Annotated in this window: 19 protein-coding genes; 4 read left to right on the forward strand and 15 right to left on the reverse strand. The window is 58.8% G+C overall.

The genetic code is table 11. From position 1 onward, the window contains the following. Positions 1-5: 5 nt before the first annotated feature. The 12 genes from ARCT_RS0116060 to ARCT_RS0116115 all read right to left on the reverse strand — a co-directional run bounded on the left by ARCT_RS0116060 (position 6) and on the right by ARCT_RS0116115 (position 10,510). Positions 6-1,304 (reverse strand): phage major capsid protein, encoded by a 1,299-nt coding sequence (locus ARCT_RS0116060; protein WP_027240981.1) that lies wholly within the window; start codon positions 1,302-1,304, stop codon positions 6-8. 111 nt (positions 1,305-1,415) lie between these two features. Continuing rightward, complete coding sequence (locus ARCT_RS0116065) at positions 1,416-2,339, reverse strand: S49 family peptidase (protein ID WP_027240982.1); 924 nt, start codon at positions 2,337-2,339, stop codon at positions 1,416-1,418. Further along, entirely contained in the window at positions 2,336-3,616 is a 1,281-nt protein-coding gene (locus ARCT_RS0116070) for a phage portal protein (protein ID WP_051360813.1), read from the reverse strand. Before ARCT_RS0116070 ends, ARCT_RS0116065 begins: the two co-directional genes overlap by 4 nt. Next, on the reverse strand, positions 3,613-5,280 hold the full coding sequence (locus ARCT_RS0116075; protein ID WP_027240984.1) for a terminase large subunit: 1,668 nt from the start codon (positions 5,278-5,280) through the stop codon (positions 3,613-3,615). Before ARCT_RS0116075 ends, ARCT_RS0116070 begins: the two co-directional genes overlap by 4 nt. Further along, entirely contained in the window at positions 5,267-5,707 is a 441-nt protein-coding gene (locus ARCT_RS0116080; RefSeq protein ID WP_027240985.1) for a phage terminase small subunit P27 family, read from the reverse strand. Before ARCT_RS0116080 ends, ARCT_RS0116075 begins: the two co-directional genes overlap by 14 nt. 110 nt (positions 5,708-5,817) lie before the next feature. Then, positions 5,818-6,198, reverse strand: a complete 381-nt coding sequence (locus ARCT_RS27615) for an HNH endonuclease (RefSeq protein ID WP_027240986.1) — start codon at positions 6,196-6,198, stop codon at positions 5,818-5,820. A gap of 103 nt (positions 6,199-6,301) precedes the next feature. Beyond that, the gene (locus ARCT_RS26340; protein ID WP_051360817.1) at positions 6,302-7,084 is read right to left on the reverse strand and encodes a hypothetical protein; all 783 of its coding nucleotides are present in this window, start codon (positions 7,082-7,084) and stop codon (positions 6,302-6,304) included. Beyond that, positions 7,081-7,608, reverse strand: coding sequence for a hypothetical protein (locus tag ARCT_RS0116095; protein ID WP_161631332.1), 528 nt, complete (start codon positions 7,606-7,608; stop codon positions 7,081-7,083). Before ARCT_RS0116095 ends, ARCT_RS26340 begins: the two co-directional genes overlap by 4 nt. Positions 7,609-7,852: 244 nt before the next feature. Continuing rightward, entirely contained in the window at positions 7,853-8,509 is a 657-nt protein-coding gene (locus ARCT_RS26345; RefSeq protein WP_051360819.1) for a hypothetical protein, read from the reverse strand. Further along, positions 8,497-9,744: a helix-turn-helix domain-containing protein gene (locus tag ARCT_RS28685; RefSeq protein ID WP_036785036.1), complete on the reverse strand. Its 1,248-nt coding sequence runs from the start codon at positions 9,742-9,744 to the stop codon at positions 8,497-8,499. Before ARCT_RS28685 ends, ARCT_RS26345 begins: the two co-directional genes overlap by 13 nt. Next, entirely contained in the window at positions 9,744-10,181 is a 438-nt protein-coding gene (locus ARCT_RS0116110) for a hypothetical protein (RefSeq protein WP_027240988.1), read from the reverse strand. Before ARCT_RS0116110 ends, ARCT_RS28685 begins: the two co-directional genes overlap by 1 nt. After that, a complete protein-coding gene (locus ARCT_RS0116115; RefSeq protein ID WP_027240989.1) occupies positions 10,178-10,510 on the reverse strand; it encodes an HNH endonuclease signature motif containing protein in 333 nt (110 codons plus the stop codon). Before ARCT_RS0116115 ends, ARCT_RS0116110 begins: the two co-directional genes overlap by 4 nt. Positions 10,511-10,727: 217 nt before the next feature. Here ARCT_RS0116115 and ARCT_RS0116120 point away from each other — a divergent pair, with 217 nt between their 5' ends. Further along, positions 10,728-11,078 carry a hypothetical protein gene (locus ARCT_RS0116120; RefSeq protein WP_027240990.1) on the forward strand — a complete coding sequence of 117 codons (351 nt, stop codon included), beginning with the start codon at positions 10,728-10,730 and terminating at the stop codon, positions 11,076-11,078. Positions 11,079-11,083: 5 nt separating this feature from the next. Here ARCT_RS0116120 and ARCT_RS0116125 read toward each other — a convergent pair whose 3' ends face one another. Further along, positions 11,084-11,407, reverse strand: a complete 324-nt coding sequence (locus tag ARCT_RS0116125; protein WP_027240991.1) for a hypothetical protein — start codon at positions 11,405-11,407, stop codon at positions 11,084-11,086. Beyond that, complete coding sequence (locus tag ARCT_RS0116130; protein ID WP_240476329.1) at positions 11,404-11,655, reverse strand: helix-turn-helix domain-containing protein; 252 nt, start codon at positions 11,653-11,655, stop codon at positions 11,404-11,406. Before ARCT_RS0116130 ends, ARCT_RS0116125 begins: the two co-directional genes overlap by 4 nt. 49 nt (positions 11,656-11,704) lie before the next feature. Between ARCT_RS0116130 and ARCT_RS0116135 the strand changes: the two genes are divergently transcribed. From ARCT_RS0116135 to ARCT_RS0116145, 3 genes are all read left to right on the forward strand, one after another. Further along, positions 11,705-12,064, forward strand: coding sequence for a helix-turn-helix domain-containing protein (locus ARCT_RS0116135; RefSeq protein ID WP_027240993.1), 360 nt, complete (start codon positions 11,705-11,707; stop codon positions 12,062-12,064). Positions 12,065-12,188: 124 nt separating this feature from the next. Beyond that, positions 12,189-12,653, forward strand: a complete 465-nt coding sequence (locus ARCT_RS0116140) for a hypothetical protein (RefSeq protein ID WP_027240994.1) — start codon at positions 12,189-12,191, stop codon at positions 12,651-12,653. 173 nt (positions 12,654-12,826) lie between these two features. Further along, positions 12,827-13,108 carry a hypothetical protein gene (locus ARCT_RS0116145; RefSeq protein ID WP_027240995.1) on the forward strand — a complete coding sequence of 94 codons (282 nt, stop codon included), beginning with the start codon at positions 12,827-12,829 and terminating at the stop codon, positions 13,106-13,108. 381 nt (positions 13,109-13,489) lie between these two features. Here ARCT_RS0116145 and ARCT_RS28065 read toward each other — a convergent pair whose 3' ends face one another. Further along, complete coding sequence (locus tag ARCT_RS28065; RefSeq protein ID WP_154665380.1) at positions 13,490-13,639, reverse strand: hypothetical protein; 150 nt, start codon at positions 13,637-13,639, stop codon at positions 13,490-13,492. Between the last annotated feature and the right edge of the window lie 34 nt (positions 13,640-13,673).

Genomic DNA, 13,673 nt, shown 5'->3' on the forward strand with positions numbered 1-13,673 from the left:
GCGCCTTAGAGGCCCCAACCGGTGCCTGTCAGCACCGAGATCGCCTCATCATGTGCAGGTGCCAGATCATGGCGCGACACCGCCCGCATCAGCGTCAGATCGCGCTGGAAGGCCGAGATCGTATTGCCGCCGGTATCGACAAAGGAGGCCTCGGTCGAAGACGCCACCCGGATTTCCTGATCATCGCCAATCATGATTTCGGCAAAATCTGCAAAGGTGATCTCGGTATCGTCCCCGGTGCCCAGATTGTTCGGCACCTGCGATGTGGTCTCGATTGGGTAGCCGTGCAGCGTATTGCTGGCCTCGATCGAGGGATACATTTTGGCGCCCGATGGATCGCGCAGACTGGCCAGGAAATGCTTTGTCGCGCCGCGCATGATCCAGCCAGGCTGCTGCATGGCCACATTGGCATCCTCCACCACGCTCACCATCCAGCGCAGATTAGTTTCAACCACCGCAACCGTATTGGCCAGCGCAAGACGGACGTTGCCAGGCAGGCACCAGTTGCGCAGACCCTTTGGGGTTTCGCCGGTGCCATCACCGCGAATGAACGCCAGATCTTCGCGCAGCGCCATATAGTCCAGCAGCAAATCCCGCACCGTGGCCCCGACGCTGGCGCTGGAATGCGACAACAGCGCATTGCCGATCGGCACCAGCGCGGTCAGAGTTTTGAAATCCTGATCCACCTTGTCAAAGCTGGGTTCACTTTCAACAATCGGGGCGTTTTCCCCGATGTAGCCCGCCGTGGGGGCCGAGGCGACACGACCCATGCGCAGCTTGCCCGCAGGCATATCCTGCACCCGTGCGCCCAACTTGCGCACAACAACGCGCGGGGTCAGCAGATTAATCAGAACAGTGCTTTGCGCCCGAGGGATCAGGATCCCCCCTGCGCCATCGCTGGCACCGGATAGGGTGGCCGCAATACCGCTGTGCCCCTCGGCCTCAAGGAACGTGACAGCCTGATCCTTGTTACCCTTGGCATTGGCCAGCGCCGCCACCATCAGGCCAGTATCAGCGCCCTTATCATCGGCCTTGGCAACCTGCCCCGGCAGAGGGGAGCCACCGCCAGGGTTCAGCTCAGATCCAGCCGTGCTGGCTTTGGCGGCCTCGACATCCTCGGCCCGTGCAACCCGCACCTTCAGGCCTTCAAATTCCGCCTTGGCCGCATCAAAGGCAGCAGTCGCCGCCTCGATCGCGCTGGCCTCGGCAGTGCCGCTGGCTTCCAAATCATCCAGCGCCTGCGCCGTGGTTCCCATGGTTTCAGCCGCCGCTTTCAGCATGCGGCGCAGATCATTGATATCCATGTTGGTTTTCCTTTTCAGTCATGGAAAGGCTGCGAATGCGCAGCCCAATTGGCCCCGCCGCAAATGCGCGAGGTGAACACAGGCAAAATTGCCGGTGGTTTTCAGTGTTTTCTAAAGAGAGGCTTGGGCCTGAGCCGCTTCTGCCAGCGCCATTGCAGCGCGTGTTTTACTCCGAGGCTTGGGCGCATAAAGCCCGCCAATACGGGCCAGAAAGTCAGGCAGGGTTTCTTCGGCATCAACCAGTCCGCGGCTGATTGCATCCGCCCCCCAGAACACATCGCCACCATCGGCGGCATTGTCCGTGCGGCTCATCCGGCCCGGAACATCGTCAACAGCAATCCCGCGCCCCTCAGCAACCGCCGCCAGAAATTCGCCTTCCATTGTATCAAGGCGCACCTGCGTGAGCTGCTTCCCCTCATCCGTCGAAGGGTCTGGACGCTTGGCCCCGGCATGGGCCGAGGTCTGAATAAAGACCTGATCGCCACCGCCGCCCGGCTGCATCGGCTGAACACTGGTGGCCATGGTGCCGACAGACCCCACCCAGGATCCTGGCGTGGCCGACAAATCACTGCACTGGCTGGCGATCCAATATCCCGCCGAGGCCGCCAGCGGATGCACCAGGCCATGCACCGGCTTGATAGATGCGGCGCCGCGAACGGCCTCAACCGCCGCCTGAATACCCACGACCGAGCCGCCCGGCGTATCAAACAGCATAACCGTGGCCTGCACCTCATCGCTGGCCGTGACCGCCGCCATGGTTTCAGCCAACCCGTGATAGGTGGCCCAGCCAAGATAGCGCTCCAGCATGGCAGAATTTGGCGTCAACACGCCCCGCACCGGCACAAAGGCAACCCCGCGATGCACGGCAAACCGCTGGCCGCGCTCAAACTGGATCGCCTCACCGCCCAGAGCCGAGATCTCGACCGGTGCCACAGCTCCCTCTTTTGGCAGATCCATAGCCAGCATGGGCAAGCCATGCTCACAAATCGCCATCGGTGCCGCGCCAACCAGCGCCGCAATAGTGGTCTCTGTCATTGCTCTTTTCCTTTTTGTTTCGGCGCGTCCTCGCGGGTCATGTTGGGCGCGGGGTTCATGGTGTTGCCATCCGCAGTGGGCGGCAGACCAACCTTTTGACGCCCCTCATTCGGGGTATAGATCGGCCCCCCAACCGCCTTGGTAACGGCCTCGATCTGGTTTTTGATCGTGGGCTGCAACAGCGCACCGAAGTCATGGCGCAGGAACATCCCGCTCTCACGCTCCCCCCGCGTCAGCACCGACATGGCCAGCGCTTCCTCTGCCAGCCCCGACCAATGCAGCAGACAATCCGTCAGATAGTCGATCGCCTGCTGCTCGCCATTTGCCTTCACGCCGTTTTCCAGCATCTGCAATTTGCTCGGTGGCATCCGGTAGATCGCGGCCAGTTGCTCGCGGTCAAACTTGCGGCTGGCCAGTAGCTCCTGATCCGCCGCCGTCAGATCAAGGCTCTTGATATCGTCATCCGGCCCCAGCACTGGAATGCCGTCAGAATTGGGATTGGTGATGTGGTTTTTCAGACGGCGCGCATTTCGCGTCCGCGCCTCATCGTCTTCATAACCTTCACCAAGTTTCAGAAAGGCCTTGGCATGAGCACCAGAGACCGACCGACCCGCCGCCTCTTGCCCCGCGAAAGCAAGGCCAACGCTTTCAGAGGCGACCTGCAAGGGAGAGCGCCCCGTCCAGCCATCCAGCGCCAGATAGCGCAGATGCACCATCGACCGGCTGGCCACGCGCCGCTGCACATCCGCCCCATCGGTAAAATCATAGAACCGCGACCGGCCAGAACGCAGCATTGTGCAGCTGTCCTGATTGATCACCTCGATCAGCTCCAGCTCGCCGCCGCCATCACGAGGACCATAGGCATAGCTATTGCCGCGCAGCGCCCAGGCGTAGATCAGAGCCAGCCGCATCACCTTGGCCGGCACACCATCCGAGGCCTCGACATTCAAGAGATAGGCCGCCGGATGATCGCGCACCCGCACCTCTTGCCCGTCGCCTTTGCGCTGCCAGATTTTAAGAGGCACCTTGGACAGATCACCGGCGATATTGTTGCAGCAGGCAAACACCGTGGCATGTTGTTCGCCCCGCTGTGGCGAAACGCGCGGCAAATGTTTGGCCAAACGCCCGACCGACCCGCCCCAACCAATGTCAGACAACCAGGGCTCTGGCTCCATGGTGCCAGAGGTCGCGGCCTCTGCAGACATCACCGGCGGCTCCACCCGCTGCACAACGGTCTCATCTGAACCGCGCGCAATATCCCATCCAAAGAACCTCATACCACTTCAACTTCCCGTGCTTTGCGTTTCTGTTCGCCCGCCTCGGCGCGCCCCAGCGCCATGATCGCGGCAACCGCTGCATCGATCCGACCCGATGATTTCTTTTTGTTCGGCTTCACATTCTCCGAGGCATCCTCATCCCGGTGAACATTGCCAACCTGCCAGGCCAGCATGGGATTGCCGCCGTGGCGGATTTTGTTTTCCATGACCTTCTCTTCAAACCGCTTCATCGGGTTTGACATCGACTGATAGCCCTGCCGATGCTCCACCATCGGGAACCGGCGCTTGTCCAGCTTGTCGGCCAGATACTTCATGCCCCAGGGGTCATAGGCCACTTCCTGCAGATCAAAGTGCTGGCGGATCCATTCCAACCGGGTGGCCAGCTCATCCTCATCAATGGTTCCGCCCTTGTGGATCTCCAGCCACCCCTGATCCCGCCAGCCGACATATTCCCGCTTTTCCGACTGCGCCCGCTGGATGAACCCCTTGGGCCCCTCTGGCAGAAAGGTGAAGGCAACCAGGTAGATCAGCCCATCCACCGGCACCGCAATCACGATTGCCGTGGTGTCGATCTTGTTGGACAAATCCAGCCCGACCCAGGCCTTGCGGCCAAACAGGCTCTCAATATCAAACGGCGCGCTGGCCATGCCCTTGTCCCAGACATCCCGCGCAATCCAGGTCTCGGCACCTTCGGTCCAGAGGTTCAAGTGAAAGCGCTTGAAGTTGGGCATGCGCCCCGCGATCGCCAGCGCCTTTTTCAGCGTCGTCTGCATCGCATCAATCTTTTTGCTCACCCCCAAATTGGGGTTTCCCATGGCCCAGAACTGCGGATCCGCCGGATCACAATCCGCTGGCGGCTCTGCGATATAGCCAAAAAAGGCATCATCCTCGACGCCACCGCGCAACACGCTTTCGCCGTAGTCACGCAGCTCACCGCAGAGCGAAGCCCGGTCCTGCCCCGCTGTGGTAATCACCCAATCGATCGGCTGTGCCCGTGCGATCATGCTTTCAACAATCGTGTCGGCCAGCTCACGATCGGTCCAGCGGTGCATTTCGTCCCGCGCCAGAAAGCTGGGGTTGATCCCATCTGAGGAATCGCCATCCCGACTGAGGCAGGCAATCAAACCGTCTGTTTTGGCAGTCTCGATCGCGGTGCGCGAGACATCCATGAATTCACGCAACAGCGGCGATCGCTTGATCATCCGCTTCATTTCTTTGAACAGCAGCCCCGCCTGGTTCTTGGTGGTGGCCGCGCAATAGCCCTGCGGCGCCGCCTCACCATCAAACAACTGGGTATAGAGCATCGGCACCGCCGTATCCGTGGTTTTGCCGTTCTTCTTTCCCACCTGATGATAGGTGGACTGGAACCGGCGCAGCCCCGTTTCCGATCGCTTCCAGCCAAAGACAGAGCCATGCCTAAATTCCTGCCAGGGTTCCAGCTTCAGAGGCTGGCCAGCCATCGGCCCGGTTGTGTGCTGCAGCATGCCGCCCCAGTTGATAATCCGGCTGGCGGCCTGGCAATCAAAATACAGCCCGCGATCGGCCCCGGTTTCCAGATCCATCAGGTGGCGCTCGCAGGCCATCCGCACCAGATCACCCGCAACTACATCCCCCTCAACAACCCCCAGAGCGTAGCGGCTGACAGGGTGGTCAATCGGTTCCATTCAGCTGCGCCATGACCTGATCAAACAGATCCCCCTGGCCACCTGCGCCAAGCCGCGCCTCATCTACAGGAGACAACCCGAACAAAGCAGCATCTCGCCGCATCGTGTTCATCGCAGTTTCCTGAAGCGTCAATGCGGGGTGCTTGCGTTTCTGGTTGCCGTTCCGCCCCTTGCCCGTGTCATAAAACTGGCCTTCCATCGCCACGGTATTGGTTGAGGTAATGAAGTTCGACACGGCGGCGCAGTAGCTGGCGAACTGGTATTTATAAAGCAGCTCCATCCGCTCTTTGCGCACCAGTTCAGGCACCAGTTCATCCCAGACATCGCGGGCGATATCGTCTAGAAAATCAGGTGCAGATGGGGTCTCTTTTTGGATCCCCCCCTTCATCGGGATGACATTTTGCAGATCCGGCTTGCGTCCCTTCATCCTTCATCCCTCCTTTCAAAGTGGGTTTTTTTCTCCAATTTCCCGGTCGCGTAAAAAAAGGTTATCCCACCGGTTTGTCTCTGGGGGCGTCAGTTTTCAGATACCCCCCCCTATCGGTGGAACACCTCACGCGCCGTCTTTCGGCTGTGGCATCGGTGGCAAAGGCTCTGCCAATTCCTGCGGTCCCAAAACAATTTGCGATCGCCCTTGTGCGGCGTGATGTGATCCACATCCGTGGCCACCTCAACAACGCCCAACTCATCGCAGTCCTTGCAAATCGGATGCTGGCGAAGATGAACCAGCCGCGCCGCCTTCCATTTGGGATCCGCGTACAACCGCCGCGCGGCGATCGCGGCTGGCGAGGTCTGCGCCTTATCCCGGCGCGCCTTCAGCTTAGCCTTGCGCCGCGCCTCATGATCTTCGCAATGCGACAGCCCAGGCAAAGCGATATCATCGCAACCTGCCGCCACGCAGATCTTCGATCGCGCCACCGGATAATCCCAACTCTGTTTGAAAGCCCACAACGCAAAAACGCCCGCCAGTTTCCCGTGGGCGCATTTGTTGATGATGCACTATTCATGCTCTGCAGGTGACCTAACTGTCAACACCATTTTTTGCATCAGTAAGATCATATCCCTGCATTCGATCTAGCGCCGCGCAAAGAGCCACCCGCAACGCTTTGATTGCATCGCCTTTTTTCTCCCACCCGTGCATATTCAACACCTCATGCAGCGACATATCACCCAGACAAACCATATCGACCAGCCGACGCACATAGATGGCCCGGCGCCTCACCCCACCATTCTTTGATGGCCGGATGCGTCTGACCTCCTTTGCCAGCCCATCGCCAATGCGGCGATGCAAAGCCCGCAACCGCTGAAAGTCCCGAAAGATTGCAGCCTCTCGATCGCCGCCACCACCGCCACCACCGGAATGAATATCCTCAAGAGACGAACATTTGACACCAGACGCACTGACCCGCTCGACCAGCGCCGCATAGTCTCGCGCCGCACTGATCTGACCCGGTGTGAACAATGCGCTATAGGACTGCGGATCCTGCCCTGCCGAGGCCCGCCTGACTTCTGCCGCCCGATGCGCCTTTAGTGAAGCCCGCTCCATCGCATCGAACGCATCAGCTACCCGCGCGGCATCCCGGCCAGCCTCACCAGTCTTGACCGAGACAAAGCCGCCACATTCGGTCTGGCGCATTTCGCGCGGCGTAAAGCGCATCATTGGCCCACGACCTGGGGCCATCGGCATCTCTGGACCACATTCAACCGGGACGCAGCCGCGCGCCTTGATCTTTGCAATGCGCTCCGCCTCTTCCTGCAGACGCGCCACACCGGAAGAGGTCACAATTACCACCTGGTCATTCATTGCTGCACCTCAATTTCTTCCAGAATCCGTCGGCACTTTTGAGCCGCAGCCGCGCGCATTTCCATCAATTTTCGATCAGGTTCAGGGATCGCATGGCCGCGCTCTTCAAGCTCCTTTGCCTTGGCAATCCGGTGCCGCGCAGCCTCGGCCCTTTCCTTAATAGCAGTCAGGTAAGGCCCTTTCGGCCAAATCCTGTACTTGCGCAAATGTGACAGCAGTTCCGGCGCCCAGTCTTCGGCCATTGCCTCCCGGCCAATCTCCCCGGAGAACGCGGCAAGCATCAGCGGCGAGGCCCCTTCATCTGGTCTTTGAATATCCGCACCCCAGGCGAGGATCTTGGCCGCAATAGGAAACCGCGAACCATCCTTGCCACCGGGTCGCACCGCCGCCTGATCTGCCAAGGCCTTGAGGTTCAGATCAGTCATGTAAGACAAGCGACCGCATAGCTCATCGGTCATTTCATCGAACTGCTTAACCGTCATGCCCGTTGGCCGACGCAGCCCCAAACGCAGCAGAGGATCCACCAGATGCGCCCTGACCCGCTTCTTTGCTTCTTTCAGGCCTGTTGACCCCATCGCCCCTAATCCTTCTCAGCAATTCCAGGCTATCCATACACGCCACACCTTCGGTTTTTCGCCAGTAAGGTGTTTTGTATTCTTCTGTATTTTTTTGTTCTGTCCTGTAGGGCAATTTCACCTGCAGGCCGAAATCGTACTGAAATCTAGGTGAAATCGTTTCACTTCATTTCAGTTGTATTGCAGTTCAATTTCACCGGTCCCGCGCCGCGCTGATCGGGGTCACATCTCCCGTATAGCCAAGCACTTCGACCATCGCCGCCCGCACGTTGTCTGGCGTGATGTATAGTTCTGAGTGCTCAAAGTGTTCAGCCAGCAGGGTGACCGCCCGGTCATCCGTAATGACATGATCCCGCACCCCCATTTCGCGCATCTTCTTGCGGATCTTGTGCTTCTTGAGCGCAAGACGCCCGGCCTCGCGCGCAGCATCGCGGCCCCGCTTGCGCTTGTGCATGTCCTGCACAATTTCCTCAATCAAACCGGGATGGCCGAGGCGGGTTTCATATTCGCCCGTGCGCGCATCTTCCACCAGAACGGGAACCCAACCGCGCAGGACATTCTCCTTTGCTTCCTGCCACTCCACAATTGAGCGGAACCGGGCAAGGTCGGCCAAATCCATATCATCCGGCGGCAGGGTGCCAGCGGGATCCTGCCGCATGGCCTCGGTCCACAGGATCAGAGCTGATCCAATGTCCTCACGCCGCCCCGTCATCACGCATCTGCTAAGGAAGCGAGACCCCAAGAACTTGTGCCCGAAGAAGGGAAACCAGTCGTGAGAGGACAGGGTATCGCCGCGCCGCAGCGGCCAAACATCCGCAGGTTCATTCTGGCCTTCAATCAGATCCGACATTGGCCCACCTCCCTTTTTCTGACTGAAACAAACGGCTTGCCCCAGATGTGTTCGCGCCGGACATAGGATCGCCCCAAGGCCAGCTCGACCCGGCGTTCAATTTCGACAAATTCAGCAGCGCACTGCCGATCAGCCTTGCGCCGATCCGCAACAGCGCGCAGCGCATGCATGACCGTGGTGTGATCCCGCCCCCCAAAGCACTTGCCGATATCCGGCAGGCTGTGGTTGGTCCGCTGTTTGACCAGCGCCATGGCCACCTGGCGAGGCCAAGATATGCGCCGAACACGGCTAGGACCCAGCAAATCGCGCTTTGAGATATGATAAAAATCGCGCACGATTGACTGAATGACTGACACCGGATTACTGGATGTCACCGTAGGCATCCGCTGCTGCATCCGCCCATCTTGACTAGGCTGCATCACCCCCCCCTCCAATAGGTTGCCCTGCACCCATCGGGGCGCGTCTAGCAGGCTCATCTGCACAATCGGGACACTCTGCACACCCAGGTCTCGGGCGCCGCGCACGGCCTTTTCGACGCGATGACAGGCCATTTCAAAATAGTCGGAGCGCAGCTCGATACCGATGGCACGACGCCCGGTCAGCGCTGCGGCCACCAACGTGGTACCCCCACCCATGAAGAAATCCGCGATCAGATCTCCAGGGTTGGTGAAATCAAACAGAAGAGAACGCATTAGCCGCCATGGCTTTTCGGTCGGGTGACCACCGTGGCGATCCTTGGGATTGGTCATTTCAGTATAGACGCCGCGCTTTCCGCCTGCATTCCAGCGCGAAAACCCGGTACCGGCCCAGGCAGTAACAAAATGCTCCGCCCCTTGTGCTGGGCACTGGCCATTCAACTGTGGCGTGGAGTCCGGTTTGATCCAGTGGCAGGCGCGTTTGTACTTCATTGGGCTTGCGTTGATCGCGGCAGCCCAGGGGCCAATGCCCTCCGACGTACAGAAGGCCGCAAACCAGCCATCGACCTGCTGCCCCAAGGCCACTACGTCATCGCGGATCTCATCGATCCCAGCAAAAGGAAGTGTTTCAAGCTCTTTGCCACCATCCTTGCGCAGCTTGCGAGCCTTCCCCGCCGATTTGGCATCATGCAGTGATTGTTCATATGGCGGGTCAAATATGGCATGATCAAACCGCCCCAGCGCTGGGGCAAGGTCTAGGCAATTAGCCTGGTACAGCGTCATGTCCCCGATCACCTCTTTGCGCTGATATCCAGCCATCACGCGCAGCCCTCAACCAGATAGACCGGCTTGACGGACGCCAGCGCCAAGCAAACAGCAGCCCAAACATCGGGAGCCTCTTGCCAGCCGACAGCCGGAGGAACCACCACACATGCACTAACCCGAACTGCAGGCGCAGGCTGAGCGGCCTTGAGCCCACCCCAACCGGCCAAAAACGCTGGCGAAATCGTCATGATCCCGGCGGTGGCGAGGTCTTGCATCCATGCGCCGGCACAATCCGCGCCCAGCACCGGGCCACCCTCGGAATAACTGTAGGGCGTTGCCAAACAGGCAAGTTGATCCTTTTCGCGCACCGCTATGTCCGCCAACGGCACCCCCTCATGCAGGCATGGCATGCCCTGCCAGTACCACCGCAGCCAGGTCCAATCTGGCGCGGCGGGGAATTGACAGCGCCGGGTTGCTAGGAGCGCGGTCATTCTGCCGCAACCCTCTGCGCCCGATCACGCCGCCGTTGATTTTCCTTGTGAGTTACCATTTCCAAATGGTCAGGATTGACGCAGCGCCGGTTCCGACACTTGTGGTCAATCTGCTTTTTACCAGGAATGAAGCCGTTTTTATTGGTGTACATCACCCGATGCACCGCGACAGTCTGACCATCCAGGCACATCCGAGGATAATCGCCGCCCCGCCCATCGCCAGAATCCGGGCCGGTCCACTGCCAGCAATCGCTCCCCAAGGCCGCACAAAAGACGGGTTCAATCCGCGCCTTAACCTTAGCCTCAATCGCAGTCCGCCGATCAGCCATGAGGCCCCCCCAAAAAAACGGGACGCGCGGCTTTCACACCACCAGCGCGCCCCAAGTTTGACAGGGAGGACATGGGGGCCACTTGCAGGCGCGCCTGCCCCCGGTCAGCGAAGGCGTCGGATGGCGATCCGCGTCCTGCAGTGTTTTGAATTGCGTCCTTGACTTTCCACACCAAGATTGTGCGAACTTTGTCCAGTAAATAATTCGAGGATATTTGATGAAACGTCTTGCACTTCTGGCCGCCCTGGCAACCCCAGCCTGTTCTTATTCCGTGCCAATTAACGGCCAATTTGACGGCCAACCAGCTCAAGGAACAGCGACGGCAGCCCTGTCCGGTGGAACATTTCATGTGCTGAACACATCGGGCCTGTCCTGCACTGGCACCTACGACGCAAACACCACCGCAATCACCATTCCTGCGAAAACAACCTGCAATGATGGCCGTCATGGCAACGCGATCATCACCCGTAAAACCAACCTTATTTCCGGCACAGTCATTGTTCGCTTGAACGATGGATCGACCGGTGAATTTGTCTTTGGCGATCTTCAATTCGATCAAGAGTTTTGATCCAATCATGCCGCCTGCCCTAGCTGCGCACCAAAGAAACGCGGGGCCCCCGGATCTGTTAGCATGACCAGCAAGGCGATGTGGCTGGCGGGCGCGGTGACTGCGCCCCACCAGTTCAGCGCGGTTTGAAAGCTGACGTCACAGAACAGCGCTACCTCGCGCGGGCTGTTGAACCGGGCGCGGAAATACCTGGACCATAGATCCGGCGCGCTGGCCTTTAGGGCGTAGGGGTCAAATTGATTTGACCAAGAGGTTTGCACCTGCCCCGCGCTAGAATCTGGGCATGACAGATCATTGTTCACAATCAGGGTCAGGCGGGGGCGGCTCATGCGGCGTCCTCCGCACGGTCAGCATCCGGCGGCGGATTTTTCGCCATATAGTCACGCAGACGATCGACTGTGCGCAGCGTCGGGCTGCCGTCTCCGCTTTCCCACTTAACCCAGGTGCCGCCACCGCCGACCCCAGCCTTCTGGATGACGGTCGACGGGGAGATCCCGAACTGCGCCGCATAGGCGCGCACATTGGCCATGAATTGTTCCATGGCCCATGGGTAGTTCTTTTGATCTACTCGCGTCAAGATGAATATAACGATACCATAGATGCATATATCTAGGCAAAATTACGACATGCCTACAAACCAACCCCAAGAACCTTTCCTAATCAGACTGCAGGCGGCAATTGATGCCGACCCAAGCCTAAACGTCTCGAACCTTGCGGTTAAGGCGGGCTTGGGTAACAGCGCAATTAGGCTAATGTTCAAAAGAAACACCAACCCACGTGTTAGCACGATGCGTCAAATATGCGCCGCCCTGGGGACGACGCTGGAAGAGTTCATGAGCAATGCTCAGACCTCAGAAGAGCAAGAAATTGTGCGTCTATTTGCCCAGCTACCCGAACCACTAAAGCAGCAGCTTCTGGGCTACGGGCGAGGTCTCGCTGCCGCTGCGGATCAGTCTCAGCCAAAAGACGCCTCAGAAAACGAATAAGTTCAATATCAGTCACGGAAATCTCCTCCTGCCACCCACCGGCAAAACAAGAACGAGACTGACACCCAACCACAATCTGAAATTGTGCAAACCACAACACCAAACAGAAAACAGAAAACCCAAGATGATCGCGAACCTTGCTAAATCCCTGGAAGTATGGACCCCCACGGCGCTTTCATTATTTTCACTCGCCGTATCATTTGCTGCTATCCGGCGCACCACGCCACCCCCCAAGACGCCAAGGGGATGGACAGAGGTCGTAGGTCACGGCGAAAAAGGTAGCACCTACCTGGTCTGCATTGAGAACCATACAGACAAGCCTTTTGGCCTGCTGTCTCTAACCAGCACAAGCGGCCCCTTCCTGATATCAATAAAGAATGAGGGGCAAGAAGGGTTTCACAGTGAAGAGCTTTCCGAGATAAAATTAAACAAACAACTTCTCCCAAATGAACTAATCAAAGAAAAGTTTGCCATACCAATTCTAGCTGAGAGAACCGCCCCCGCCGTCAAAGTGCACCTTTCGACGGGCAGACGTTACCGCAAAAGAGCAACTATCGAAATTCCGATACTGATACCCGAAAGGACGTAAGGCGCCACGTCCTGTAGCACCCACAATAAAATATCCATCCGCTAGCTCCTTTTCCAGTGAACCCCGCCCCGTGCGGGGTTTTTGATTCGCTCAAATAGATGTTTTGTTCTATTTTGAGTTGACATAGTTCTTTTGATCTATACATTCCCCTTCATCAACCGATGGAGGATTGAATGCAAGAGAAATCAAATACCGTGCTGCGCGATGCCCAGCAGATTGCCGGAACACCCGAAGATCACATTGACGATCCGGCCCTGTTCACCACCGCCTGGGCAGCAATGAAGGCCGCGCGCGGCCAGGGTTTTGACCCACAGCGCCTGCGCCCCCAACATCTGATCGACCGGCCCGAACCCGCGCCGGAACCGATCGACCAGACCCTGATCCGGGTGGGCGAAACCGTGCGCTGCTATGCCGAAAAACAGGGATACCGGGTTCACCACCGCCATGCCGCGTGATCTGAACATGCCCCGCCACGCTGCCTGCCCTATCATCCGGCACGGCACCTTGCCGCCCGCATCCCAGCGGGCACCACCCCCGCCCCACTAGCAACACCAGGCCTGCGATAGGAGGACATCGCAGGTCTTGTTTCACCCAGTTTCCGCGTATTTTCCGATCACTGCGCGGGATAGTGCGGGCGGTTTCAGTCCTCCTCCAAAGTACCCACCGCCCGCACACCAACCCACCGAGGTCATACAATGCCCGCACACAGCCTTGCCGCCGCCGCGGCTGAAATCGCCGCCCAGCAGGGCATTTGCAAAATTCTGAAATTTCAGGATCTGGGCGGTGAACTGACCCCGCCCAGCGATGATCCGCAGGACTGGTGGGAGCCGGAAAACCTAACGCACCGCGCCGAATTGCACGGCATCAAGGCAAGCTCCGACAACTTCTTTGACGCCATAACCGCCTGGACCAAAGCCGCCCATCAGGCCAGCGCCCGAAATCGCCGCGCCACCGATGGCCGCCCGGATTGCCCCTACAACGGGCAAGGCCTCGCGCCAGAAGCGTCAAAGGTTTCAAAAT

Origin of the sequence: Pseudophaeobacter arcticus DSM 23566 (genome assembly GCF_000473205.1) — a bacterium.
Taxonomy (GTDB): Bacteria; Pseudomonadota; Alphaproteobacteria; order Rhodobacterales; family Rhodobacteraceae; genus Pseudophaeobacter; species Pseudophaeobacter arcticus.

Coding starts and splice junctions, on each gene's coding strand:
- ARCT_RS0116060 (WP_027240981.1), bottom strand. CDS start 1,304: ATGGATATCAATGATCTGCGCCGCATGCTGAAAGCGGCGGCTGAAACC.
- ARCT_RS0116065 (WP_027240982.1), bottom strand. CDS start 2,339: ATGACAGAGACCACTATTGCGGCGCTGGTTGGCGCGGCACCGATGGCG.
- ARCT_RS0116070 (WP_051360813.1), bottom strand. CDS start 3,616: ATGAGGTTCTTTGGATGGGATATTGCGCGCGGTTCAGATGAGACCGTT.
- ARCT_RS0116075 (WP_027240984.1), bottom strand. CDS start 5,280: ATGGAACCGATTGACCACCCTGTCAGCCGCTACGCTCTGGGGGTTGTT.
- ARCT_RS0116080 (WP_027240985.1), bottom strand. CDS start 5,707: ATGAAGGGACGCAAGCCGGATCTGCAAAATGTCATCCCGATGAAGGGG.
- ARCT_RS26340 (WP_051360817.1), bottom strand. CDS start 7,084: ATGAATGACCAGGTGGTAATTGTGACCTCTTCCGGTGTGGCGCGTCTG.
- ARCT_RS26345 (WP_051360819.1), bottom strand. CDS start 8,509: ATGTCGGATCTGATTGAAGGCCAGAATGAACCTGCGGATGTTTGGCCG.
- ARCT_RS28685 (WP_036785036.1), bottom strand. CDS start 9,744: ATGGCTGGATATCAGCGCAAAGAGGTGATCGGGGACATGACGCTGTAC.
- ARCT_RS0116110 (WP_027240988.1), bottom strand. CDS start 10,181: ATGACCGCGCTCCTAGCAACCCGGCGCTGTCAATTCCCCGCCGCGCCA.
- ARCT_RS0116115 (WP_027240989.1), bottom strand. CDS start 10,510: ATGGCTGATCGGCGGACTGCGATTGAGGCTAAGGTTAAGGCGCGGATT.
- ARCT_RS0116120 (WP_027240990.1), top strand. CDS start 10,728: ATGAAACGTCTTGCACTTCTGGCCGCCCTGGCAACCCCAGCCTGTTCT.
- ARCT_RS0116125 (WP_027240991.1), bottom strand. CDS start 11,407: ATGAGCCGCCCCCGCCTGACCCTGATTGTGAACAATGATCTGTCATGC.
- ARCT_RS0116135 (WP_027240993.1), top strand. CDS start 11,705: ATGCCTACAAACCAACCCCAAGAACCTTTCCTAATCAGACTGCAGGCG.
- ARCT_RS0116140 (WP_027240994.1), top strand. CDS start 12,189: ATGATCGCGAACCTTGCTAAATCCCTGGAAGTATGGACCCCCACGGCG.
- ARCT_RS0116145 (WP_027240995.1), top strand. CDS start 12,827: ATGCAAGAGAAATCAAATACCGTGCTGCGCGATGCCCAGCAGATTGCC.